Below are 25782 nucleotides of genomic sequence, written 5' to 3' on the forward strand. Positions count from 1 at the left end.
TGACCCCGACCGCCGTACACGGACATATCCGAGCGCGGCGGTCTTCAGTCTTTTAGTCTCATCCACTGCATGCGTTGACGTTAGCTACGCGTCTCGCTTCCGTATTCATAGGCTGCATAGCGATAAGAGCCATATTTGGAGCCGTAGCCATACCGCGCGTGCGACAGATTCAGTCCGTTAAAGAGTACGCCGTTTGCCTCAACCCCGTTTTGGGCGAGCCGTTTGACCGCCTCTGCGATCTCGCCTGCCTTCGTCACCGCCGCCCGGGCGACCAGGAACACCGTGCCGGCATTCGGGGCGAGAATCCCGGCGTCGGCGGCTGCGAGTGCAGGCGCCGTGTCAATCAGCACGACGTCGTACATCTTCGACAGGTCTTCGATATAAGACGCCACCCGGTCACCCAACAACAGCTCCGCGGGATTTCGCGGCAGTGTTCCAGTCGAAACAAAGTCCAGTCGCGGAATCAGATTGCGCCGCACGACCTGCTCGAATGTCGAGAGACCCGACACCAGCTCTGAAAATCCGCCACCGCGTTCAAATCCGAACGACTGATGCAAATGCCCCTTGCGCAAGTCTCCGTCGATCAGCAGCACTTTCTTGCCTCCCGCCGCGAGCACCGCCGCGAAATTCACCGACACGAACGACTTACCGACGGCCGGCGCTGATCCCGTCAACAGTACGACGTTGTTTCGCGCGTTGACCATCGCAAACTGCAACGCAGTTCTCAGACTGCGCAAGCTTTCGATAGCTGGATCGTTGGGCGAATCGGCTGCGAGAACGTGTGTACCCGCTTTCTTTGCACCCGACGTCCTGCTTAGCTCCTGTTGACGCTTGCTCAAAGGGATCGTCGCGTACACATGCAGCCCCGTGCGGCGTTCCAACTCGGTTGGATCGCTGATGCCGCGGAACAGCATGTTGCGTACGAAGGCGAGCACCGCACCTGCGAACAAGCCGACGACCAGCGATCCGGCAAGGACGATCGCCTTTTTCGGCTTGACCGGCTTCTCAGGAATCGCTGCCGTATCGACAAGCCGCACATTCCCCGTCTTGCCCGCCTTGACGAGTTGCAATTGCTGAAAATTGTTCAGCAGCGACGTGTATAGATCGGTGTTCACCTGAACGTCGAGTTGCAACTGAACAATCTGCTGCTGAACGTCGGGCAATTGCTTGATTCTGGAGGATGCCGCGTCGCTGTATTGACGCAACGTCGCGATCTGCCCGTCGATCGTGCGGATCGCCGGATGGTGCCCATTGAATCGCGCCGCCAGCCCTTGGCGTTGCTCCTCGAGTTCAAGCAGCTTGGTCTTTGCATCGACGGATTGCTGCAATACTACCTTCGCTTCCTCAGTCAGATCGACGCTGCCGAGTTTGTTCCGCGCCGCCGTATATCGTTGCTGGGCCTCGTCGAGGCGCTGCTTGATAACCGGCAATTGCGAGTTTAGAAACTCCAAAGACTGCGCAGCTTCGGCAGACTTTCGATCGACGTTCTGCCGGATGTACTGATCGCCAACCGCGTTCAACTCAGCCGCTACGCGCACCGGGTCGGTATCGAGCAGACTTGCAATCAATACGCCCGATTGCTTCACCTTCTCTTCAACGTCGAGGTTGGTTTGCAAGTCGGTGATACTCTTCATCCGCGAGTGGCGTCGAAGCACGAACTGCGTGTCCGGCCGACCTCGAATGGATTTCACCCAGAGAAGGATCTTTCCGCAACACGACGGTACGGACTCGACCCGTCCCACCTGCCCGATAAACGGGTCAGCGAGATCGTCGCCGGTCAACCGGTAGTGCGTCGCGTCGATCACCGTCAGGCGGAATTTGTCGTCCTCGAGCGATACCGGTACGTCGAACTGCGCCACATCGATATGCTCGTTTCCCCATGCGTAGCCACCTATGCCGAACAGGCCGGGTGTGGAAAGCTCCTGACTGCGACGCGCTATCCAGTTCCCGATCAACGGAAAGTAGCGCGGCTGTGCGTCGATAAACAGTTTGAGGTTGTCGACCGCACGCGTAACGACGAGGCGCGACGCCAGAATCTGGCTTTCGGCGGCGGCCGTCGATTTCACGTCGAACAACGATGAAACATCGCCCAAGAGGCCCTTTTCCGCCGAGCTTTCCGGGCTGTCTTCGACCTGTATGAGAAGATCGGCTTCATAGACCGGATTACTCAAAAACGCGTAGAGCGTGCCGGCCACGACGAAGAAGGCCACGACAATGCCGATCAGCCACCGGCTTTCTATCAGCACGTCGAGGATCGTCACGAAATCCAGTTCTTCTTCGCTATCGGGTGCCCCCGTGGGAGGCAATTTAGTTTGCGTCATCAAATAGGTGCCAAGGTAGCGAGCGGACAAACGTCCGCTCGGTTAAGCCACAATTTTGAGTCGCTCGACCCAGTCTTCGATCGCGCGGTCAATCAAGGTGAGGCACGCTTGAAAATCCGAACGCTCGCCTCCGTAAGGGTCGAAAATATCCTGATCAATGAATTCGCCCAACCGAAATACTTTTCCACGCGTGGTCGGATAGCGATCGACCACGCTCTGCTTCTGTTTTGCGTCCATCACGAAGATCACATCCGACTGCGCACACAAAGGCGCCGATAGCGGGCGGGCGCGGTGATCGTCGATTATGATGTCGCGCTCGCGCATCAACTCACGCGCCATCGCGTCCGCAGGGTGGCCAATAAGCGCGCCCAGTCCTGCGGACTCCACCCGAACATGGCGCAGCCGTGTGCGCAAAAGCCCTACCGCCATCGGACTTCGGCAGATGTTACCGATACAGACCACGAGAACCGACTGGACCATGTTCAGTTACCCGATGCAGTTCGTTGCAGGTAATACGCTCCGGTCGCACTGCCCACCAGAGGCGTCACAACGCGGTACCACCTGATCACGCCTGGCGCGTCTACATACACGACGTCGTCCGGCCTCATTTCAAAACCAGCGGCAAGCACCATTCCGGTCGGCGACTTGCTGTCGAGGTGGAATATCTTCGGTAATCCATCGTCCGATTTCGCGCGTACCACATAGATTTCACCCGCATCGCCGCTTAACTGGCTGACACCACCCGCATCGCCAAGCGCATCGCTCAGCGTCAGGTGACCGTTCGTCTTGAACACGACAGGCCCCGGCTTCACGACTTCACCCGAGACCACGACCCGATGTTCGATCAAAGGCGGGACCCGGATCGCGTCCTGGTCACGGATCGCAATGTCCTTCGGATTGAGCCCACGCTTCAACATTTCAGGAAGATTGATCCGATGCGTGATGCCGCCGCGGGTCAGTTCGATTCTGCTCAGGTCGCCGGTTGCCGCAACTCCATTTGCCAGATTCAGCATTTCGGCGAGTGTCATCGGGACATCGGTGATCTGCTTGACGCCCGGTTGGCGTACCTCGCCATCGATATAGGCTTTCTGACTGCGGTATCCGATGACGCGCACCGTTACCTGCGGATCGTTGAGGTTCTGCTTCAGGTGATCAATCAACTCTTGCTGCAGTTGCAACTCAGTGAGTCCACTGGCCTTCATCTTCCTGACATAGGGAAACTGGACATATCCGTCCTTGCTGACGACAAAGCCAGGCAGGCTCTGCGCCGCCATGCCGACTGTAGCCGGAGAAGCGCCCGAGTCGGTACCGATCGCGTAACTGAGGTTAGGCATCACCAGCTCCGGGTGATCCCAAACGATGATCGACAGCACGTCCTGGGGCCCGATCCGGTAGGTCGTGGGTGGCGCGATCAACGATGCATAGCTGGTGTCGGCCGCTATGGCAGCCTTGCGGGCCGACGATTCCTGCTCGATCAGCTTGAACGTAATCGGAGTGATCACCGGCACTGAAGAAGGATCCTCGGGATCGATCGGCTTATGTGGATCGAAACTCATCCCAGGCGCAAATGCGCAAGCACCAAGCGCAACCACCGAGCACAGGGACAAGCGTTGAATAAGTAATGCAAAGCGATTTCTCATTGGCAGTGTGCTAAGGCAGTGTGGATCTGCAGACTTCGAAATGACTGGCTGAAAGAGCGATGACCTATGGTCTGTTCGAACGCCCTTGAATGTCAGTCGCGCTTTACGGCTGTGAGACCGCATCGCACAGTCTGCCGTCGCTTTCTTGACGGCTTGTCTTACCGGGATCGGATATTACCGATGCTGCGGCGCGGCGAATCGCGTTGACCGAAAACGGCATGCATTTGGCGAAATACGGAAAGTCCTGGGCGGCGCCCGATGTCTTCGAGGCCAGGTCTTACGACTTCGCGCCTGATATGGCCGAATCGGACATCAAGTCACCGCGCGGCTTCCGGCCGATGTCAAAACGCCACGCATGCGCGCGTTGAGTCAATTCCGACGATTCATTGCCGTTTTCCGTCATCGGAATTTTCACCGCCAACCTCGTGGTTATGATGCGACGCAAAACCGGTTAGCGCCCGCAAACAAATCGCTAGGGGAATGCAAATGCAAACAGTCAAACCGCTTGGGTTTCATCCCGGCACTCGCGCACCTGCCTTTCTTTTCGCCTTGCTGGATGCGTGTCTTGTATTGGCGGGCGCCGCGATCGCGTATGTATTCCGTTTCGACGATTTCACTGCGTGGAGCGATCCCACGCTGCTTCTCGTCGCCTTCAACACGGCGATGACCGTTTTGCTATTCCCCACGCTCGGCATCTATCAATCGTGGCGAGGACGGAGTCCGCTGGAAATGGTGACGCTCGTCACGATCGGCTGGGTGGCCGTCTTCGTCCTGGGCCTCGTACTGGTCTTTACGACACATCAGGCGCACACCCTGTCGCGGCTCTGGTGCGGGACGTGGCTCGTCACGTCGCTTGCGCTCCTTGTCACCTTGCGGCTCGCGGAGCATCAATTGTCGAAACAGCTATGGCGACGTGGCATCAATGTCCAACCGGTCGCGATCGTCGGCGCAAATCCGCTCAGCCTTACGTTGATCGATCGCTTGCGTAAGAACGCTCAGTCGGGTTTCTCTCCCGAATGTGTATTCGACGAGGATCCGCTTGCCTCCACGTACGCCGGTGGACTTCCGGTGGTCGCTTCTCTCGATGGCCTTGCCAAGGCGGTTCGCACCCGAGGCATCAAGGAAATCTGGCTCGTTCTGCCGCTGCGGGATGAAGCACGTGTACACGCTGTACTGAACGCATTCCGGCATGACTTCGTGAACGTCCGCTTCATTCCGAACGTGCGTGACATTTCCCTTTTCAATCACTCGGTCTCAGAGGTTGTCGGCCTATCCGCTATCAATCTATTGGCATCGCCGTCAGCAGATCCACGCTTTGTACCCAAACAGATTTTCGACCGCACTTTTGCCGCCCTCGCATTACTCGGTTTGTTGCCGCTGATGCTGGTCATCGGAATACTTGTGAAGTTGTCGTCGCCCGGACCGGTTTTCTTCCGCCAATGGCGCAAGGGCGCGAACGGCAACGAATTTCAGATCTACAAGTTCCGGACGATGGTGGTCCATGCGGAAGATGCCGGCCAGTTGACTCAGGCAAAACGGCGCGATCCTCGTGTGACGCCGGTAGGTGCGCTGCTACGCAAGACCAGTCTCGATGAGTTGCCCCAGTTCATCAATGTCCTCAAAGGCGACATGTCCGTAGTCGGTCCGCGCCCGCATGCGTTGCAACACGACGAACTCTACAAAGACCTCGTGCACGGCTACATGTTTCGCTACAGGATCAAACCCGGCATTACGGGTTGGGCACAAATCAATGGTTATCGCGGCGAAACCGACAAGATCGAGAAGATGCAAGGACGAATCGCGTTCGATCTCTACTACATCGAGAACTGGACTTTCGGTCTCGATCTCAAGATCGTTCTGAAAACCTTTATCCATGGTTTCGGTGGCGCCCACGCGTATTGAAGGCTCGTGTTTCTTACGTTCTACACACGCGTTCTGTAGCCGCTAGTCGCCCAATTTTGTGTCTCGCGTCCCGGGATCAGCGCTGCGATTCACACTAAAAGCAGCCCCTTTTGACTTTTATCTCAATCTTCGAGCTCGCATGAATATCCTGATCACCGGTGGTGCCGGCTTTATCGGCAGTGCACTCGCGCGTACCCTTAACCGCCTCGGCGACACTGTTACCGTGCTGGACAACCTTTCTCCGCAGATTCACGGGACTAATCCGGATGAATCGCCGTTGTTCAAGTCGCTGCCTGAATCCGTGCGCTTCATCCAAGGTGATGTACGTCGCCGTGAAGACTGGCGCGCCGCACTGGAAGGTCAGGAAGCCGTCATTCACCTGGCTGCGGAAACGGGTACCGGTCAATCCATGTACCAGATCGACCACTATGTCGAGACCAACGTCCGTGGCACGTCGCTGATGCTCGATTTACTCGCCGAAGCACGTGACGCGGGGCATGGCACCGTCCGTCGGGTCATGGTGGCGTCGTCCCGCTCGATCTACGGCGAAGGCAAATATCGCGGGCACGCGGGCTATGTATATCCAGGCGCGCGGAAAGCCTCTGATATGCGTCTCGGACTGTATGATTGTCTTTGCCCAGAAACCGGCGAACGTCTCGAACTGGTCCCGACCGACGAGACCTCCAAGACCCATCCAAGCTCTGTCTACGGCGTCACGAAACTGTTCCAGGAGCAACTGGTTCTGACCGTCTGCGAGACGCTCGGTATCGGCGCGATCGCCCTCCGCTTTCAGAACGTATATGGACCGGGCCAGTCGCTGCGCAATCCGTACACCGGCATTCTCTCGATCTTCTCCACGCTGCTGCTTCAGGGAAAAGACGTCAACATTTTCGAAGACGGTCTCGAGAGTCGCGACTTCGTCTATATCGACGACATCGTCGAATCCATTGTGCTCGCGCTCGATGCAACGAATAAAGCGGGTGTCGCCTACAACGTCGGATCAGGAAAGGCAACGAGCGTGCTTCAGGTCGCGCAAACGCTGAAGCGCTTCTACGGCGCCACCGGCGCACTCAACATCACGGGCAATTTCCGTCTCGGCGACATCCGCCACAACTATGCGGACTTGAAGAAGATTCGCAAGGAGCTCGATTTCGAGCCGAAAGTGTCGTTTGCAGAGGGCGCGATGCATTTCTGCAAGTGGGTCGAAGAACAAACCATTTCTGATGCCGGCTACGACCAATCGGTCGCCGAGATGCGCAGTCGCGGGTTGTTGAACTAAGTGCGCACCCTCACTCTTCAAGGAGCCTCGCGATGAAAATTGGCATTGTGACCGTCCTTTTCAAATCGGATCCTGTGATCGCAGGGTTTATTGCGAGCATGAACGCTCAACGATTCACGGATTTCCATGTCCTCTGTATCGAGAACGATGTCGAAAACCAGGCCAGCGAAGCCGCAATTCGCGCTGATCTGAAGGTCCCGTTCTCGTTCATTCGCAACAAATCGAACGTGGGTGTCGCCACGGCGAACAATCAGGGACTGGACTTTTTTCTTCCGGATGAAAGCTTCACGCATGTCCTTTTTCTGAATAACGACATCGAAGTCAACGCCGATTTCCTCCAGCAGCAAGTGGACATTCTGATTGCCAATCCGCACGTTGACGCTCTTGCGCCAAAGAGTTTTTATTACGACACGCCCGGCAAGCCGTGGTATGCCGGCGGCAAACTGAGCTACCTGAAAGGCGGTTGCCGTCATTTCGGCCACAACAAACCGGATCGTCTGACCAGGAATCTGCTGTATCCGGTTGACTACGCGCCAACTTGCTCGCTGATCGTCAAATCGCGGCCGTTAAAAGACTCCGGGATCCGCATGTGGGAAGAGCTATTCGTCTACTACGACGACACGATCTTCTGCCTCGAATTGAAAAGGGCCGGAATCAAGATGTATTACACGCCGACCATTCATCTTCAGCACAAGATCAGTTCTTCGACGGGCGGCAGCCGCTCAGATTTCTCACGTTATTACTTGACGCGCAACTGGCTCTACTGCGGACTGAAAACCCGTAATCTGGCCGTTGCTGCATCGGCAATCGTGTTGACCGTTTTTCATGCGGTGGCACGTCACAAGATCGAACTTCGTGCATTACGCGACGCGTTTCTGATGAAACGGACTGTCGCATAACCACGCTCGACATCGTATCCGGCCGGCGCCTGGCTCACTCACACACTATGAAAACTAAAGTTGTCACGCTGGTTTACTACCATCCGATGGCGCGCTTCTTCTGTGCAATAGAGGATGCATGGAAGCAGTTGGATCCCGACGTCGAATTTCTCCATCTAGCGGTTTTTCCAAGTGCGTGGGCGTACTTCCGGTTGCACGGGCGTGCGACCAAGGCGCTGTCATGGAAGGCATTCCTGACGAGGTCCAAGGACCGTTCGACCGACCCGGACGTGATATCGGCTCTGATCCGCTTCCACTCGTCCGATCCGGGTATGACCGATCCGCAACGGGGCGCGCTCAACCGCCACGCACGGACGATGCTCGAAGTGAGCCGATCGGTGATCGAGCAGTTCGATCCGGACGTGGCCATCCTCAGTGGTGATACACGCTTGCCTGCCGAAGTGTTGATGCGCACACTGGCCGATTCGCGCGCGACGACATGGTTTTTCGAGCAGGGGCCGTATCGCACGACGCTACTGGATCGCGAGGGAGTCAACGCGAATTGTTCGTTCCGAACGGCTCTTGCCGATCTTCCCGCGACGGGTCCCGAGTTGGTCGTACCGAATCAGCGTCCGAGATGGAACAATCGTCTCTACTCGCTGGTCGACAAGTTTATCGTTGCACAGTCGCGGCTTACCGGCTTCCTGCCGCCCGATCTCCGTCCGTATCGGCTTGAGAAGTGCCCGTCGTCGCGTTACAAGGCATTGGTGCGCCAATCGGACGCCGTCTCGAACAGGCGAAAGACGCTCCTTCTTGCAATGCAGGTGCCTGAAGACGCGAACAACATCTATCACAATCCACTTCAGCTCAGCGATGCTGGACTGATCGAGTTCGTGATGTCGGGTATCCCACGGGACTGGAAAGTCGTCGTCCGTGAACATCCGCTGTACCGGCGAAAATACAGCGCAGCATTCTATGCGCTGGTGGAGCGCCTGGAGAGAATCGAACTCAGCGGTCGGTCGCTATCCGAGGATATTGCCCGGACATGTATAACGGTCACGGTCAACTCGTTGACGGGACTTGATGCTTTCGCGGCCGGACACAGGGTCATCGTGCTCGGCGAATCGTTTTACGATCATCTCAACGGAATCCTGCCGGCCCGGACGCCAGCCGAACTCGGGCATTTGGTCGAACACCCAGCCGACAGGTCGAAGCCTGCGCCGAATATGTTACTTGGCGCGCTGGTCGACCGGTACTTCTTCCCCGGACACTTCACTGACGTCGATCTCGGCTATACGCGCGGTATTGCTGCGCGCGTAATCGAGTCACTCCGCGTTGAAACTCGATAAACAGTTATGACGCCAGCCGGACTTCCAGGGTCGCCGACCATCGTCAGACGTATTGCGTCGAGCTTCATCTTCAGGCTATCGGGCGCGGTGACGAATTTCTCGTTCGTGATCTTTCTCGGCCGTTACCTCGGCGCGTCGCAGACGGGTCTCTACATGATCGGCCTGGGGTTTCTGTCGGTGCTGTCGACATTCTGCCGTCTCGGCCTCGAACAGATCGTCATTCGCGACGGCGGTCCGATGGTACGCGATCGTCAATGGGTACAGCTACGACACTTGTACCGTCAAACCATGTTGCTCGCCGCGGTGGCGAGTCTCGCCCTCACGCTTACGGTCATTCTTCTATCGAGACCCTTGGCGCTCTACGTCTTTCACAAGCAGGAACTTGCGTCTGTGTTGGTGTGGTTCGCAGTGGCATTGCTACCTACTTCGATCGCCATGATGCACGTACCGTTTCTGCAAATCATCGGCAAGCCAGAGAGAAGCATCGCCGTCTTCAGCGTCTGGGTACCGCTCCTCTCTTTCCTTTCACTGTTCTGCATGCCGCCGTCGAGTGCGGTGACAGCTGCATATATCTTCGTCGGCGCATCGATCGTCAACCTCGCTATTGCGTACGTTCCCTTCAGTACGTTCATGCGCAATGCCGCTGGCCTCGCCAGTCCAATCGGCCCGGTATGGAATATCCGCCTGCTTCGACCAGCACTGCCGCTACTGATCGGTAACACCTGTCAGATGGCGCTGCTCTGGATCGCGGTCTTTGCCGTGGGAATCCACTCTTCTCCTTCCGACGTGGGCGGGTATTCGGTCGCACAACGCGTCGCACTGACGCTATCGGGCTTTCTGGTCCCACCTATCGACGCGCTAGTGGGGCCCAAACTCTCGATGATGCGCGGTACTTCCAGCAAGCACGATATCGAGTGGATCGTTCAACGGGTGTCAGCTGCACTGCTGATCCTCGTCTCGGGTCTTTTCGTCGTATTGGTCATATCGGGTCACCAACTGTTGCGACTGTTCGGCAATGACTTTGGGGCAGGTTATGGCCCACTCCTCTTCTTGAGCGCGGGACAACTAGCCGTGGTCGCGAGCGGTTCGATACGTCCTTTACTGGTCGTTCACGGACTCGAGAGAGTCATCCGTAATGCGATGGTAATCGCGACCCTGGCGTGCATAGCCCTTGCCGCGATTCTCGTGCCGACGCTTGGCGGAACCGGCGCGGCACTCGCTACCGCTCTTGCACTGGCAGGCGAGAAACTCGCAGAGGGACTTGTGGCATGGAAGATTCTAGGTATCTGCGTCTATCCGTCGCTGTCGTTCTACCGACGTGAGATCGCCACGCTTCTGAAGCCTCACGCCAAACGCACACAAACGGAATAGCCACGTGAATATAGGCATCTTCTTCAAGATCCGGAATCGCCTCAGGACGTCACTTCAGAGCCTGACGTATCCTTTTTTCTTCGTGCGGTTCGGGGCACGTTCCCGCATTCTCAGGCCAATCCGGATCGACGGATCGGACAACATCGCGATTGGCGCCGACGTCTTCATTAACAATTTCGCATGGATCGAGACAATTCACGCATTCTCCGTGCAACCCAGACTTGATATCCGGGACCGTGTTTACATCGGCAACAGTGCGCATATTATCGTCACCCACTCGATCGAGATCGGACGCGACGTACTGATCGCCGATCGGGTCTATATCGCCGACTATATGCACGGATACGAAGACATCCACAAGCCGGTCAAGACGCAAGACCTGATTCAGCGTCGCCCGGTCAGCATCGGCGACGGCTCGTGGATTGGCGAGAACGTCGTGATACTCGGAGCAAGAATTGGCCGCAACTGCGTGATCGGCGCTAACGCCGTCGTCACAAGCGATATCCCCGATTTCTGCATCGCCGTCGGCGCACCTGCCCGCGTGGTCCGACACTGGCATCAGGATCATAAGCAATGGTTAAAGGGTGCGCCTTCTGCGCGCAACGCCTGTCCCGCTAGTGTCACAACCGAAATCAATCATGCTTAATGTCCTCTTCCGCCGCGATATCCGCGCCTCGTTACTGCTGACCGCAATCCTGCTTGTCAGCGGCGGTTGGATCGTTGTGGTTCGCGTCGGCAATTCCGCAATGATCGCCGCAATCGTGGTCGTTCTATTTTGCAGCTTCCTGGTATCGGTGCGCTTTCCTCGAGCAATCCGCGGTAGCTATGGAATTCTGGTTATCGCGATTTTCGTTGCCAGCTATGCGCAGGACTTTCAGATCGACGACAAGGAACTTTTCGTCATTTTAAAAGCGCTAATCGCGGGCGTTGCGTGCATATATTTCAAGCGGACACGCCGTGACTTTCGCGAGCTTTTTGTCGACGTGATGTATTACATGGCGATCATCTCGCTAGTTCTCTATCCGCTCGCCTACGTCGCCCCCGGCATCGCACGCCATATCGATGACGAATACAGCACGGTCTTCGGCCTTCTCTATGTTCGCTCGACCGATCTGCAGCGCTTCAATCACTACCGCAATCAGGGCATTTTCTGGGAAGCCGGTGTGTACGGCGTAATGCTGACGATGGCCTTCGCATACAACTTTCTGAAGTACAAGAAGCGACCCAACTGGGTATTTCTTCTGACGGCTCTCTCGACTCAATCCATGGGAGCCTTATCGGTCTTGATGCCATTCGCCGCCTATTGCTACATGCATCAGCGCCAGCCACGACTCGCGAATCTCGCGGCGATCATGTTGGGCATTGTGGTGGCACTTGTACTGGCCGCCCCCGGCGCGATCGACGACGCCTTCTCGACCCTCTTCGGCCGCTCGCTACAGGGCGACTCAAGCATCACCGTGCGAATCAACGATATGACACTCGGTGCACGCGCCGCCGCAGACAGCTTGCTGCTCGGTCGTCCAAGCGGCGACCTGGACGCCTACAACGCCCTTGCGCTGGACGAATATGGGTACATCAAGGAGAACGACGCCGGCATATCGAACTCGATTACCGGCATGATCTACAAATACGGCGTACCCGTGACGATCATCTATTGCTGGGTTCTCTGGCTCCGGGTGCGTAGAGATTTCGGAGGGATGGCGCCACTTGTCTTTGCCGTTTTCGCAGGCTTGCTGATGATCGAACCACTCGGTCTGTCGATCTTCATCTTCATGCTTCTCGCCTACCGAGACTATCCCTCGGTAGCCGGGCGGCAATAGGTCCGACTCGTCTCACGAACGCCATTTTCAGCGCATTTGTAGTGGGTTACCCGGATCTGCCAAAACTATGTCGAATTAAGACAGGCATCGCACAGCATATAGGTTGCTCAGTAGAGTTCACATCGAACGGGGCACACAGGATAGAAACACATGAGCATTTTCCCAGTTGTTCTATGCGGCGGCAGTGGAACGCGGTTGTGGCCGATGTCTCGTGGCGGTCAACCGAAGCAGTTCCTTACGCTCGCGGGTGAGCACTCGCTTTTGCAGACTACGTTGAGACGCGTTAATGCTCTCGGCAACACCAGACCGCCGGTTCTGGTTTCAAATGCCGAATACCGCTTTCAGCTGGTCGATCAATTGAAGGAAATCGCTCTGGACGTCTCTGCGATCATTCTTGAACCTGTCTCGAGAAACACCGCGGCGGCGATTGCGGCCGCGGCACACTTCGCCATTCAGGATGATCCGAAAGCGCTGTTGCTGGTACTGCCGTCCGATCACGTCATTCAAAACTTAGGCGTATTTCACAATGCAGTCGAAACTGGCATTGCTCTGGCGCGCGATGGACGACTCGTCACGTTCGGCGTGGTGCCGAATGCGCCGCATACCGGGTTCGGATACATCCGCAAGGGTGAGTCATTGGCAGACAAGGAGCACGAGGCGTACAACGTTAGCGCTTTCGTCGAGAAGCCTGACATCGCACTCGCCGCCGAGCTGCTGGCCAGTGGCGATTACTTGTGGAACAGCGGGATTTTCCTGTTTGGCGCAGCCGCCTACCTGGACGAACTGAAACGATACGAACCAGACGTTGCCCGTCTCGCGGATCAAGCATACCAGGACGCACGTCCTGATCTGCAATTTCTCAGGCTCGGCAAAGATGCATTCACCGAATGCCCAAGCATCTCGGTGGACTACGCGGTTCTCGAGCGTACGGATCGCGCGGCCGTTATCTCTGTGGACGATCTCGGCTGGAGCGATATCGGATCATGGTCTGCACTGCATGAAATTGCGCCGCAAGACGAGCAGCGTAATGCGCTCATAGGCGATGTGCTGCAGGATTCCGTGTCGAATTCCTATATCCGCGCTGAGCACCGCATGGTCGCGGCTATTGGCGTCAGCGATCTGGTGATCGTCGAAACGGCAGACGCTGTGCTCGTCGCACATCGCGACTGCGCCAAGAACGTAAAGACTATTGTCGACACTCTCAATGCATCGGGACGGCGCGAGTCCGTTACGCATCGGCGCGTGACGCGCCCGTGGGGGTCCTATGAATCCATCGACCAGGGCGAGCGCTTCCAGGTCAAACGGATAGTTGTCAATCCCGGTGCCCAATTGAGTCTTCAACTGCACCACCATCGGGCCGAGCATTGGATCGTAGTCAGGGGCACGGCGCTAGTTACGAACGGCGACCGTGAGGACTTACTGACGGAAAACCAGTCCACATATATTCCCGTTGGCGTTTCGCACCGATTGTTCAATCCGGGAAAGATCCCACTTGAACTGATCGAAGTTCAGTCCGGAGCGTATCTGGGCGAGGACGACATCGTTCGGCTTGAGGACCGCTATGGCAGAACCGGCACCGCATAGCGCTTAAGTGCTGTTCGCGCACGCTTCGACAGAGGCGGCCCCGCGCGTTTCACCCCATCGATCTCGCGTATATCAGGCCGGAACAAGGCTGATTCAACAAGATTCTCACGTACTTAGTTATCCAAAGTCTCCGATTGAATTGTCACTCGGAGCGCTTCGTCACGTCGTATCGACCTAAGGCATGTTAAATGACCACGAAATGCACGATGTTTGGGATAGAGATAGACGCCATTTCCATGGACACGGCTGCGGAGACGTTGGCGCGGTGGCTTGAATCGCCGCGCGCAAGATGCCGTTACGTGGTCACGCCGAATGTGGACCATGTCGTCAAACTCCGAAACTCTCCGGCATTCCAGGTCGCGTATGCAGGCGCGTCGATGGTGCTCGCAGACGGTAAGCCGCTGGTACTCGCATCGCGAATGATGGGTCGCGCATTGAAGGAAACCGTGCCCGGCAGCGATCTCGTACCGAGTCTCTTTCATCACGCGCGGTCAATGAATCAGCCCATGCGCGTGTTTCTGCTCGGTGCCGGCTCCGGCGTTGCGGAGCGCGCCGCGCGGATCATTGCACAGCGCTGGTTGAACGTTCTGGTAGTTGGTACGTACTGCCCTCCTTTCGGATTCGAAACATTGCCGTCCGAGTGCAATCGCATTCTCGACGAAATCGCCGCAGCCGACCCTGATCTGTTGATCGTTGGACTCGGCGCGCCCAAACAGGAACTATGGGTGCATGAATACAGGGCACGCATCAGCGCAAAGGTGGCGATCTGCGCCGGTGCGACGATCGACTTCATTGCAGGCGAGAAAGTGCGCGCACCGGTTTGGATGCGCAGGACCGGTCTCGAATGGCTGCATCGGATCGTCTCCGAGCCCCGGCGTCTGTTGCGCCGCTATGCACACGACGCTTTGGTATTCCCTACTGTTCTGCTCAGGGAACTCGTCAATAACGCAGTTGCACGCAATAAATGAATGACCAACGGGAGTCATACCGTGACTAACCGACGACAGGCAATCAAGGGTGCCCTCGCAGGCACAATTCTCAGCGCGGCGGCGGCCGTCAATGGGCAAACGAAACCGGACGCGTCATCTGTAGATACGGGGATGTCGAAAGACACGCCGTCGGGAACAAGCAACGCTCAATCGGTCGCATTCAAGGCAGCGGCGCCGACGAGTATCGTCCGCACGGTGGCCGAAGAGTTGAACGATTCTGATATCAATCCCAAGCGATTTGGTGCAAAGGGTGATGGCCGCACGGATGACAGCGTCGCGATCCAGTCTGCGATCGACCTGCTCGAGGCACGTGGCGGCGGTGTGGTTCGCTTTCCTGCTGGGCGTTATCGCTGCAATGTCATCCTGAAGAACGGCGTGTCGCTGGTATCGAGTAGCACGATGTTCGGTTATCTTCCGGGCCATATTTCCGGCGTAACCCTGGTACAGGCGGACCACGGCTTCGTGGTCGATACGCCATCGACACTCGTGCGCGGAATCGGCATCAGCGGCATTAACTTTGAAGGACGTGGCGCAAATTTCTCTGGTGGCGGAGTGCGCTTTCAACTGGTCAAATGGGCGGCTATACGACGTTGCACCTCCAACAATTTTGCCGACCAGGGCTTTCAGCACCTCGCAGGGTTTGGCGTCGTCTTTGAAGATATTCTGACGACAAACGTTTTGCTCAATCGCCAACGCGACCGGGTTTCCGGATGCATCGAAGCATTCGGCACCGACGATTTCCTCAACCGTATCGAAGCCAACCCTTCTCTGATCGCGGGCCGAGGCTTGGTGACGCCGGACCTTCTTCTGTGCGGGATTGTCGTTGGCGGGGCAAACAATTTCCTGTCGAACTGCATTGGCGAGGATGCCGAACGCGGCATCTACATCGCACCGTTGCGAGGATCACAACACCGCATTTCGCAGTGCCGGGCCGACTCCAATATCGGCCACGGGTTCTATGTCGATGGCAGCGCAATATGGAGCACGTGCTTCGGCTATAACAATAGTTCCGCCGAGGTCGGCACCTACAGCGGTTTCTATATGTCGCCAAAGTCGCGCTCGAACGTACTGACCTCATGTCGCTCCGAGGGTCGAAAAGAGCGTCTTCAGAAGTACGGTTTCGAGGATTACGTCAGTGAATCCGATCCTGATGCGCGCAATCAATATTTCGCATGCGCGGGAAGCTTCAATCAGGCTGGATTGTTCCTGGTCCAGAACCATGAAGGGTCGAGCGTGTCAGGTGCGCCGCTCACCACCAAGCCTCCGGGTGGGACGCGGATTGTCAACGTCACCGGCTCAGGTCTCGTTGTGCTTGATAACTATATGACACCCACAGAAATCTCGTATTTCTCCGGCGCCGCCGACGGTCAAACGATTCGCGTACTGGGGAATGCAAATGTGACGATCGTTCACGGATCGGGCATCGTGACGCGTTCATCCAAGGACGTTGTGCTGACAGCGGACACGATCTACGCATTCACCAGATACGTCGACAAGTGGTACATGAATTGAGCGGAAACAACAGGGGTCCGCGCGATGCGCCGCGCCTGTTGGTTGTTATTCGCCGTCCGATTTAAATCCGCAATTGAAGGAATATCGCAGACGTAATCGGCCGCTGAGCAAATGTGAGTCCTTTGGCACCCTTGGTCCGATCGATGACACGCGCGATGCCTGGTAAGCGGATGAATTGAATGAAGATGGGCTTTGCACGTATTGTCTCGTCTCGAACCAGCCTCGCAAGGCGCTATTTCAGAATCGACTGCAGATCGGCGACGCTTATGTCGGGCAATTGCTTGGCGAGCATATCCCAGAAGATCAACTCGTGCATTGCGCTCGCATCTTCGGCCGTAGTCCACTCACGCGCGCCGACTATGGCATCGGCAGTCTCGCAAGCGGCGTTAATGATTGTCTGAATTTCTTCTATACGCATGAACGCGTTATCGGCCACGTTCAGGACTTATTTAGCCCTGCGCGCTGAGAATATGGCAAACCGCCGCAAAATTCTGCTTGGATCCGGTCTAGGCGGGCGAACTGGCAGTAGCAACTCCATGATAGCGGGAGTTTCTACCGGAAATTACCCAGGAAAGCCCTACCTTGAAAAAGATCGAATCGAGTGACATCTCGTAAGGTTGAGCGGGGCAATGATCAGCGTTTTGCTGGTTATTTTTATAACGCACCCTCGCTTAAACCATATCTATGAAGACGCTATACATTCCGTCTCATTTCTCGTGGAATTTTATCGCAATCAGCATAAATCCGTTCCAATCGGATTGCGGATGCACCCGATGGCGGATTTTCTCCGCTACTTCGGAATTTTTGACAGTCAGGTCGTGAACAGCCAATGTGTTGGCCAAATCAGACATGTAATAATTACGCTAGAATCAGTTCTATAGCATGCAAAGATAAAAAATACAGAGAGTCTGGGGAAGGGGCTTTGAAGGCCAAAACATTCCGGGGAAAATCAAATGGAGCTGGTACATACTCTGCCGCGCTGCTCGCGGCAAAGTGCCGTGCGGACGCCGACGCGTCAGATGACTCGCGTCGACATAGCGTTGTTCAATGGATTTGCGTTGCCCAAAGTGGCAGCAATTATCGAGATCTTCCAGAAAGCGAACGCATTCGGCGCATCACAGCAATTGCGTCGCGCGCGCTATGACGTCTCATTACTGTCAGCTGCGGGCGGCCGTATAGCAAGCTCGTCGTCAGTATTCGTCTGGACTGAAAGTGTCGACTCGCGCCATGTCACGAATGACAGACATCTGCTGTTTATCGCAGGTGGCGCGGGCGTACCACATGCGTGCCGCGATGAACGCCTTAGCAATTGGCTGCGCCGCAGGCATCCATTTAGCGAGATCGTTCATCCGATCGCCGAGGGCAGGCTGCTACTGGAAGCAGCAAAGCTTCCCAGCCGCTACTGTCCCCTCCTATATGGCGACAATGAAACGAGCGACTACTATCAAGCACGAGCGCTGAGCGAAGCTCCGACTGAGGTTGCCACAGCACTGCGTATCGTGGAAGAGGATATGGGCTTGGAAGTGGCGCGCCACGTTGCCGAATCGGTTGCTCCTCAGCAGGATATGCCTTGGGACATGTCCATTTCCCGCAGCGGGGCGCCCAAGGTCAGTGAAAAGATTATGGAATCGGCACGCTGGTTGGAGGCAAACGTCGACCGGCCTGTTTCTATCGACGCGGCCGCAAAGGTGGCCGCGATGAGCGAGCGCAACTTCCTGCGCCGCTTCAAGAGTGAGATCGGGATGACACCCTCCGACTATCTGCTCCGCGCTCGTCTTAACATGAGCTGCCGGATGCTCGTCGAGTCGCGCTTACCTGTCGATAAGATTGCACGGCGTTGCGGAATTGGCAGTGGCGGTCAGTTGGCCAAGTTGTTCAGGAAGTATCTTGCGACGACACCCACCGATTACCGCATGGGCAGGGAGACGTCTCCGACAGAGCAATCCTGAGCGAACGTCCCGGCTAAGCCCTACCGATGGAAAACGCCGCAATTCCGTTCGCCGCCCGTTCTTCCTGAAATTTCCGCGAAGAGATTATTTTGGCGGGTTTCGCCAATGATATCTGTACATAGCATCGTCATACACTGATTGGGTCGTAACGGGGCTATGAGCGGCGCCGCCAAGCCTTCATGTATTCGCTTTAGCCAATAGCGGTGCCTCTTCCGCCATCCCGCATCAATAGCCGGTTTTCGCCCCTATGGTTGCGCTCGACCACCCCGAGTTGATCTGCCAGGCAATGCGCAAACGCTGTCTGGTCAGACTCGCTTTGGGTCCATCTCTTTTAGAAAGCAGGCTACGCTTTAGCGTCTGTATCGCGAACACCCGGACAACTCATGCTCAAAGTTACCAAGGCCATATTTCCGGTGGCGGGTCTCGGCACCCGGTTCCTCCCTGCCACGAAGGCTAGCCCGAAAGAGATGCTCCCGATTGTCGACAAGCCACTGATCCAGTACGCGGTCGAAGAGGCAATGGCAGCCGGCATCACCGAAATGATCTTCGTCACGGGCCGCAGCAAGCGCGCGATCGAGGATCACTTCGATAAGTCATATGAAATCGAGGCGGAACTCGAGGCACGCGGCAAGGACAAGCTGCTGGAGCTCGTGCGCAGCATCAAGCCGAGCCATGTTGACTGTTTCTACGTGCGTCAGCCGGAAGCATTGGGCTTGGGCCACGCGGTGATGTGCGCCGAAAAGCTGGTGGGCGACAACCCGTTCGCCGTCATTCTCGCGGATGACTTGCTGTACGGCACGCCGCCCGTCATGACGCAGATGATCGAGGTGTTCGACCACTATCACAGCTCGGTGATCGGCGTCGAAGAGATCCCGGCGCAGGAAACCAGGTCGTACGGGATTGTCGACGGCAAGAGGTGGGGAGACTCGATCATCAAGATGTCGGGTATCGTCGAAAAGCCGGAGCCAAGCGTGGCGCCGTCGAATCTCGGCGTGGTGGGCCGCTATGTGCTGAAGCCGCGCATCTTCGAACATCTGCGTGCGTTGAAGCCGGGCACGGGCGGCGAATTGCAGCTGACGGACGCGATTCAGTCGCTGCTCGCCGACGAGCAGGTGCTGGCGTACAAGTATCACGGCACGCGCTTCGATTGCGGCAGCAAGCTCGGTTATCTGAAGGCGACCGTCGAGTTCGCCTTGCGTCACCCGGAAGTGGCCGTCGATTTCGAAGAGTACCTGCTTGCGCGCTCGCCGGTGCTCGCATGCTGACCGACTGATCCGTCGTAGATACGGGCAACACGACCGCAGGTTTTGCGACAAAAGGAATGGGCATTCGTCCGACGGCCCGTAAACCTTGACGATATCGGCCAAGACTATGGTTCATTCAGCCGCGCCTTCATGGCGCTAGTGCGGCTTCGGTAATATCAAAATCGGTCGGCTCGTTGCTCGATGTCGAAGAACGATTGCCCCAAGGCAATCGGCCATCCGACCGCAAAGTTCGAACGGATGGCTGTCAATTTCAGGTGGTTTAACGTAGCGGGTGCACAGGAAGTTATGGGCGAGTTTATTCCAGAGTATCTGGTCCGCGAACAGGCAGCCGTGGGTGCGCTCGTATTGTTCGCCATTCTGCGCATTGTCTCCGCTGCCGTCGCCTTCGAAAAGGGTTGGCGCATATCCGTCGTGCAGGCTTATTGCATTGCGATTGCAGTACTTTATTGCCTACCCCAGTTATTTGAGCTGTTCGTGCACTTGTATGGAATGCGGGCTGCGGCTGCGGCCGCGGAACTCGAAGGCAAGGCAGCGGGCTCTGCGATTGCACTCTTTTTCGCGCCCATTCTGAGTCACAGGCTCGGCTACGAATAGTCACCCTTCACGTTTCAATCCATCGTAGATTCTTTGATGAGTCGCGATCAATCTGATTGTCGATCCCAACCGCGACCACGAACGCCTCGAAGCGATCAGTCAATGGCTTGAATGGCGCATCTGCGTCTGCATCCGCAGACAGCGCGTCCGCCTGAGGCACGTTCATGTTCCTCGAAATAGGCGTCGAGTCAGTTGCGCGATGAGCCAGGGTTCAGGATACAAGAGCAACGATCTGGCCATGATATGTCCGTCTGAGAGAGTGATCTGCCTGCGGTCGAAATACCTGCACCGCGATGACTCAAAGTTAATCAGACGGAGTTCCTGCGCCTAGCCGTACATACGGTTGCCTACGACGTCAAATGGTGGGTCAACCTATATGAAGGTTTAATACGGGCGGAATAGCACAGACGAAATAGCCGCGCGACGGCCTCCGTTTGCGCACTGAGGCGTCGCACTGCGAGGGGATTCAAACGAGAAACAAACGACGATACGATTTTCGCCGTTCGAAAAGCAAAGATGCCCACGCGGTTCACTTTATGTCAACGACTGGATCTGCTCCCGGATGCATTCGTCGCGATCGAAAGCCGTAAGTTCAATGCAGTCAACAGTCGGGAGCGCAACTTGACCAGCGCCAAGTTGAATCGGCAAACGGAGGATATCGAGTCGAGCATCAATCGCTATCTCGCGGCACTTGAAACTGCCCCGAGGCAAAACCGGATGACCCGAAAAATTCTTTCGCCGACATCCACGTGATCAGATCAAGGAATCAGCCAAAGCGCCGCTGCATAGATAACAAGGGATACAGCAAACGTAATCGCCGTGTAGCCCATGACACGTTGGATGCGAATGCCGGCGATCGCAACGACGGGTACAGCCCAGAAAGGTTGCAGCATGTTCGAGACGTTTTCCGCCATCGCAACGCCCATAGCCGTGCGTGGAACCGAAGCATGCAGGCTCAATGCAGCGGGAAGAACGAAAGGACCCTGAACAGCCCAGTGCCCTCCCGCACTCGGAATAAGCAGTGTGATGATAAGCGAGCTGAAGTAACTCAAGACCGGTAGTGTGACCGGCGTCGCAATTGCAACGAAAGTCTTGGCAATCGTCGACGCCAACCCGGTTCCGGTCATGATGCCCATGATGCCGCCATACATCGGATACTGAAGCAGCATCGAACCGGTCTGCCGCGCAGCGCGCCGAATCGCATCGGCATAAGCGATGGGTGTGCGCTGCAGCGCCAGCCCCACCAGCAGAAAGATCAGGATCGTGGTGTTGATGTCCAGCTCAAAGCCCTTGCTGTACCACGTCATCGCGAGATAGCCGCCGCCCAGCGCCAACACGAGCAGCATGCCGAGCATCGACCGTTCGGCGCGTGCAGCGAAGGAGGACGCCTCTGAACCCCGGGCATGCGGATCCGCCTCTGCGGCTGCAGGCTCGGGCTCAGTTGCATTGAACGCGACGACATCGTCCTGACTCGGGTGCATCCAGATGAAGATCGCCGTCATGACGACAACGACCAGTATGGTCGGAATGAAAACGAACGGCGCGAATACCGTCTGACTCAATGGAATCACTTGCCCCGTGGCTTTCTCAACAAGATTCAATGCGTTGCCGTGCGATGCCTGCGATAACGCGATCGAACTGGACAGGCCGCTATTGCAGACAGACCACGCCGAGTAGCTTCCGGCAACGAGCCATGCGAAATCCACTTTCACCCGTCTGGCAATCTCTCGCGACAGGAGTGCACCTACAACGAGGCCGAGACCCCAGTTGAGCCAGGCGGCTACCGCGACGATCGGGAAGACCAGCAGCGCCGCGCGAGTCGGCGAGTGCACTCGGGCGGCCATCGCTCGCAAGCCTCGCTGGACGAGCGGCGCATCGGCGATCGCGAAACCAGTCGCCAGAATCAGGATCATCTGCAACGCGAAGCCGAGAATAGCGAACGTGCCTCCATACCAGGAGGTCAGGATGACCGGCAGCGACGCATGCGGCGCGAACGCCACGGCCAGCAAGGCGACCACGAGGGTCAGGCCAATTGCAAGGACGAACGGGTCCGGCATGACCTGCTCGAATACGTAGACGAGTCCCGCGACGACGTTGCCACGACGCGCACTGCGGTCTGAGCCAACTGCATTGATGTCTTTCTTTCTCACGATGCTTTCGGTTCCTATGGTCGCGAACTGCTGATGCAGCATTTCCAGGCGCCTGTGCCTGGCGCTGACAGCTACGCTTGGCTGACAAATGGCCTACGCCGCAGTGGCATATCACCGCGCCGGACCATACACGATCCACGCGCTAACTGCAGCGAAGGCAACACGCCCCCCATGAACATGACAATGTCACGGGAAGGAAACGCTTGCAAGACCGGCCGCAACCACGAACGAACTATTCAACGTGCATGTTGCGCCAATAGTCTTCCAGCAGTCGAAACTGCTACCGAGCCGCGGCTGATGCGGTGTCTTCTCCCACTGGCGTATCCACCGACGCGACATCAGGCGCAACATGGGACAGCTTCATCATGCGCGGCTGAAGCAACAGCGCGACGAGCCCACTCCAGCCGGTCTGGTGCGAAGCGCCGACGCCGCGTCCGTTGTCACCGTGAAAGTACTCATGAAACAGGATGAGATCCTGCGAACGCGGGTCGGCTTGCAGCATTGGATAGGCCGCCATCACGGGCCGCACACCTTGTGCATCTTTGAGAAAGAGTGTGGTGACCCGTCGTGCAAGGTCGTCGGCAATCTCACTCAACGAAAAACGGTTGCCCGATCCCGTCGGATAGTCGACGCGAAACTCATCGCCGTAGTAGCGATAGAACTCATAGAGCGATTCGATCAGCAGGTAGTTGACGGGTATCCAGACCGGCCCGCGCCAGTTCGAATTGCCGCCGAAAACACGCGAGTCCGATTCGGCCGGCTGGTATTGAATGCAGACGTTCACGCCGTCATGGTCGAAGACATAAGGTGCATCGCGATGCACGAGCGACAGCGCCCGCACGCCATGCTCGGAGAGAAACTCGTTTTCATCGAGCGCGCGGCGCAGCAGTGTAGTCATCCTGTGTCCGCGCAACAACGACAGTAGCGTGGTATTACCCTTGCCGGGTTCGGTCCAGCGCGACACCAGCTTGGCGAGATTCGGCCGATGATCGAGAAACCACGCCAGCCGTTCGCGCAATCCGGGCAGATGGCCATACACGCGATCCTCGAGCACGTGAACAGCGAACAGCGGAATCAGCCCGACGATCGAACGAATGCGCATCGGCACACGGGTACCGTCCGGAAGGTGGAGTACGTCGTAGAAGAATTCGTCTTGTCGGTCCCATAAGCCCGTTTTGCACCCTTCGCTGCAACTGACCGCTTCCGCGATATACAGAAAGTGCTCGAAGAACTTCACTGCGATTTCGACGTACGCGCTGTTCGTCATTGCCAGTTCGAGGCCGATCTGCATCAGGTCGAGCGCGTACGAGGCCATCCATGCAGTGCCATCGGCCTGATCGATGCGGCCGCCGGTGGGCAGCGGCGAAGACCGGTCGAAGATGCCCACGTTGTCGAGCCCGAGAAAGCCGCCCTGAAAGATGTTGCGATCATCGGCGTCCTTGCGGTTGACCCACCACGAGAAATTGAGCAGGAGCTTGTGAAACATGACTTCAAGAAACTCGTGATCGCCAACGCCCGTCACCTCACGGTCGAGTTCATACACACGCCATGTAGCCCACGCATGAACCGGTGGATTGGCATCGCCGAATGCCCACTCGTAGGCGGGCAATTGCCCGTTCGGATGCATGTAGCGTTCCTTCACGAGCAGCAGCAATTGCTTCTTCGCGAAGTCGGGATCGATCATGGCGAACGCGACCGCATGAAATGCGAGATCCCACGACGCGTACCATGGGTACTCCCACTTGTCGGGCATCGACACGATGTCGCCATTGCACATGTGCCGCCAGTCCGCGTTGCGGCCGTGCCTGCGTGCTCTTGGTGGCTTCGGTTGGCCGGGGTCGCCGTCGTGCCAGCGCGTCACGTCGAACTGGTAGTACTGCTTCGACCACAGCATGCCGGCGAGCGCCTGACGCTGCACGAGCCGCGCATCGGCGTCGGCGATGTCGTGCTGTAGCGCCGCGTAGAATTCATCGGCTTCCGCTTGCCGGCGCGTGAAGAGCGCTTGCATGTCGAGAGGCGCGGCATCCGCAGCCGATTCGGGACGCCAGCGCAGATACAGCACCGAGCGCTCGTGAGGCGCGAACTGCAGGGTTACATGCGCGGCGGCACGGGTGCCCTTGTCGCGCCGGATTGCCTGCTCGTCGCCGTCAACGAGGTAGTCATTGAAGCCGTCCTTGAACGGCCCCGCTCCATCGACGCCGAAAATACGGCGCACATTCGTTTCGTTTTCGCAGAAGAGCCACTCGATCGGCTGTTGCGCCAATGCCGTCACGATCATCGTTCCGAGCGCGGGATGGCGCGCGATGACGCGCGCGCCTTCCTCTTGATTCGACTCCAGCCTGAGCGACGGCTTACCGGGCTTGCCCGACCAGGCCCATCTGTTGCGCGCCCAGAATTGCGGCAACAGATGAAGCGCCGCGCGCTGATCCGCGCGGTTTTCGACGGTCACCCGCATCACGATATCGTCGGGGGTGTGCTTCGCATACTCGACGCAAACGTCGAAGTAGCGGTTATCGTCGAACACGCCCGTATCGAGGATTTCATACTCGGGCTGTTCCGCGCCGCGCCGCAGATTTTCGTCGATGAGGTCCTGGTACGGGTACGCGTCGTGAGGATACTTGTACAGCATCTTCATGTACGAATGCGTCGGCGTACCGTCGAGATAGAAGTAAAGCTCCTTCACGTCCTCGCCGTGATTGCCTTCCTCATTCGCCAAACCGAAGAGCCGTTCCTTGATGATCGGATCGTGCCCGTTCCAGAGCGCGAGCGATACGCACCAGTCGAGTGGGTCGTTACCGAATCCGGCAATGCCGTCCTCGCCCCAGCGGTACATGCGGCTGCGCGCATGATCGTGCGGAAAGTAGTCCCATGCGGTGCCGTATTCGCTGTAGTCTTCGCGAACAGTGCCCCATTGCCGCTCGCTCAGATAAGGCCCCCAGCGGCGCCAACGGTCGAGTTCCGGACCATGAAGACGGGAACCTTCGTTCGACTGGAGCAGATTGATTGCGCGTAGCGGTGGCATGGAACCTCCCGACCCGACATCGACCATCCAACACGTTCAGTACATTGAAACGTCTGTCCTTTTTTATCAGGAATACCGTGTGCCCGACGCACAACCCTGCTTCAACAAACGCTCCCAGTAGAAGTGGCCAGACACTTCCTTAATGATATGCGCCATC

The 25782-nt window shown here is 57.1% G+C and carries 20 protein-coding genes and 1 pseudogene; 14 read left to right on the top strand and 7 right to left on the bottom strand.

The window, feature by feature from the left end; genetic code table 11:
* Positions 1–80: 80 nt before the first annotated feature.
* Genes HF916_RS25785 through HF916_RS25795 form a run of 3 tightly spaced genes read right to left on the bottom strand, consistent with a single transcriptional unit; the run spans position 81 to position 3877 of the window.
* Complete coding sequence (locus HF916_RS25785) at positions 81–2321, bottom strand: polysaccharide biosynthesis tyrosine autokinase (RefSeq protein ID WP_168791584.1); 2241 nt, start codon at positions 2319–2321, stop codon at positions 81–83.
* Between the two features lie 42 nt (positions 2322–2363).
* Positions 2364–2801 carry a low molecular weight protein-tyrosine-phosphatase gene (locus HF916_RS25790; protein WP_168791585.1) on the bottom strand — a complete coding sequence of 146 codons (438 nt, stop codon included), beginning with the start codon at positions 2799–2801 and terminating at the stop codon, positions 2364–2366.
* Positions 2802–2803: 2 nt separating this feature from the next.
* Positions 2804–3877 carry a polysaccharide biosynthesis/export family protein gene (locus HF916_RS25795; RefSeq protein WP_240975500.1) on the bottom strand — a complete coding sequence of 358 codons (1074 nt, stop codon included), beginning with the start codon at positions 3875–3877 and terminating at the stop codon, positions 2804–2806.
* Between the two features lie 570 nt (positions 3878–4447).
* Between HF916_RS25795 and HF916_RS25805 the strand changes: the two genes are divergently transcribed.
* From HF916_RS25805 to HF916_RS25850, 10 genes are all read left to right on the top strand, one after another.
* Positions 4448–5863 carry an undecaprenyl-phosphate glucose phosphotransferase gene (locus HF916_RS25805; protein WP_240975501.1) on the top strand — a complete coding sequence of 472 codons (1416 nt, stop codon included), beginning with the start codon at positions 4448–4450 and terminating at the stop codon, positions 5861–5863.
* A gap of 139 nt (positions 5864–6002) precedes the next feature.
* Positions 6003–7142: an NAD-dependent epimerase/dehydratase family protein gene (locus tag HF916_RS25810; RefSeq protein ID WP_168791588.1), complete on the top strand. Its 1140-nt coding sequence runs from the start codon at positions 6003–6005 to the stop codon at positions 7140–7142.
* A gap of 32 nt (positions 7143–7174) precedes the next feature.
* The gene (locus tag HF916_RS25815; RefSeq protein ID WP_168791589.1) at positions 7175–8041 is read left to right on the top strand and encodes a glycosyltransferase family 2 protein; all 867 of its coding nucleotides are present in this window, start codon (positions 7175–7177) and stop codon (positions 8039–8041) included.
* Between the two features lie 47 nt (positions 8042–8088).
* Entirely contained in the window at positions 8089–9369 is a 1281-nt protein-coding gene (locus tag HF916_RS25820; RefSeq protein ID WP_168791590.1) for a capsular biosynthesis protein, read from the top strand.
* Between the two features lie 6 nt (positions 9370–9375).
* A complete protein-coding gene (locus HF916_RS25825) occupies positions 9376–10740 on the top strand; it encodes a lipopolysaccharide biosynthesis protein (RefSeq protein ID WP_168791591.1) in 1365 nt (454 codons plus the stop codon).
* A 4-nt stretch (positions 10741–10744) separates the two neighbouring features.
* Positions 10745–11386 (top strand): acyltransferase, encoded by a 642-nt coding sequence (locus HF916_RS25830; protein ID WP_168791592.1) that lies wholly within the window; start codon positions 10745–10747, stop codon positions 11384–11386.
* Positions 11379–12560, top strand: coding sequence for a hypothetical protein (locus HF916_RS25835; protein ID WP_168791593.1), 1182 nt, complete (start codon positions 11379–11381; stop codon positions 12558–12560). Before HF916_RS25830 ends, HF916_RS25835 begins: the two co-directional genes overlap by 8 nt.
* A gap of 150 nt (positions 12561–12710) precedes the next feature.
* Positions 12711–14144: a mannose-1-phosphate guanylyltransferase/mannose-6-phosphate isomerase gene (locus HF916_RS25840; protein ID WP_168791594.1), complete on the top strand. Its 1434-nt coding sequence runs from the start codon at positions 12711–12713 to the stop codon at positions 14142–14144.
* 188 nt (positions 14145–14332) lie between these two features.
* Entirely contained in the window at positions 14333–15112 is a 780-nt protein-coding gene (locus HF916_RS25845; RefSeq protein ID WP_168791595.1) for a WecB/TagA/CpsF family glycosyltransferase, read from the top strand.
* 21 nt (positions 15113–15133) lie between these two features.
* The gene (locus HF916_RS25850; RefSeq protein WP_168791596.1) at positions 15134–16645 is read left to right on the top strand and encodes a glycosyl hydrolase family 28-related protein; all 1512 of its coding nucleotides are present in this window, start codon (positions 15134–15136) and stop codon (positions 16643–16645) included.
* A gap of 232 nt (positions 16646–16877) precedes the next feature.
* On the opposite strand, the gene HF916_RS25855 is transcribed toward HF916_RS25850, so the two are convergent.
* Positions 16878–17063, bottom strand: coding sequence for a hypothetical protein (locus tag HF916_RS25855; RefSeq protein ID WP_168791597.1), 186 nt, complete (start codon positions 17061–17063; stop codon positions 16878–16880).
* 535 nt (positions 17064–17598) lie between these two features.
* Here HF916_RS25855 and HF916_RS25860 point away from each other — a divergent pair.
* The 3 genes from HF916_RS25860 to HF916_RS25870 all read left to right on the top strand — a co-directional run bounded on the left by HF916_RS25860 (position 17599) and on the right by HF916_RS25870 (position 20453).
* Entirely contained in the window at positions 17599–18594 is a 996-nt protein-coding gene (locus HF916_RS25860) for a helix-turn-helix domain-containing protein (protein WP_168791598.1), read from the top strand.
* Positions 18595–18977: 383 nt separating this feature from the next.
* On the top strand, positions 18978–19859 hold the full coding sequence (gene galU / locus HF916_RS25865; RefSeq protein ID WP_168791599.1) for a UTP--glucose-1-phosphate uridylyltransferase GalU: 882 nt from the start codon (positions 18978–18980) through the stop codon (positions 19857–19859).
* Between the two features lie 285 nt (positions 19860–20144).
* Positions 20145–20453, top strand: coding sequence for a hypothetical protein (locus HF916_RS25870; protein WP_168792158.1), 309 nt, complete (start codon positions 20145–20147; stop codon positions 20451–20453).
* 7 nt (positions 20454–20460) lie between these two features.
* Here the strand turns inward: HF916_RS25870 and HF916_RS25875 are convergent, their stop codons facing one another.
* On the bottom strand, positions 20461–20619 hold the full coding sequence (locus HF916_RS25875; RefSeq protein ID WP_168791600.1) for a hypothetical protein: 159 nt from the start codon (positions 20617–20619) through the stop codon (positions 20461–20463).
* 368 nt (positions 20620–20987) lie between these two features.
* On the opposite strand from HF916_RS25875, the pseudogene HF916_RS51015 reads away from it, so the two are divergent.
* Positions 20988–21164, top strand: a pseudogene (locus HF916_RS51015) (IS5/IS1182 family transposase); the annotation flags it as partial.
* 47 nt (positions 21165–21211) lie between these two features.
* On the opposite strand, the gene HF916_RS25880 reads toward HF916_RS51015, so the two are convergent.
* Complete coding sequence (locus HF916_RS25880) at positions 21212–22645, bottom strand: short-chain fatty acid transporter (RefSeq protein ID WP_168791601.1); 1434 nt, start codon at positions 22643–22645, stop codon at positions 21212–21214.
* 238 nt (positions 22646–22883) lie between these two features.
* On the bottom strand, positions 22884–25625 hold the full coding sequence (locus tag HF916_RS25885; protein WP_168791602.1) for an MGH1-like glycoside hydrolase domain-containing protein: 2742 nt from the start codon (positions 25623–25625) through the stop codon (positions 22884–22886).
* Positions 25626–25782 lie beyond the last annotated feature (157 nt).

This window comes from Paraburkholderia aromaticivorans (assembly GCF_012689525.1).
Lineage (GTDB): Bacteria > Pseudomonadota > Gammaproteobacteria > Burkholderiales > Burkholderiaceae > Paraburkholderia > Paraburkholderia aromaticivorans_A.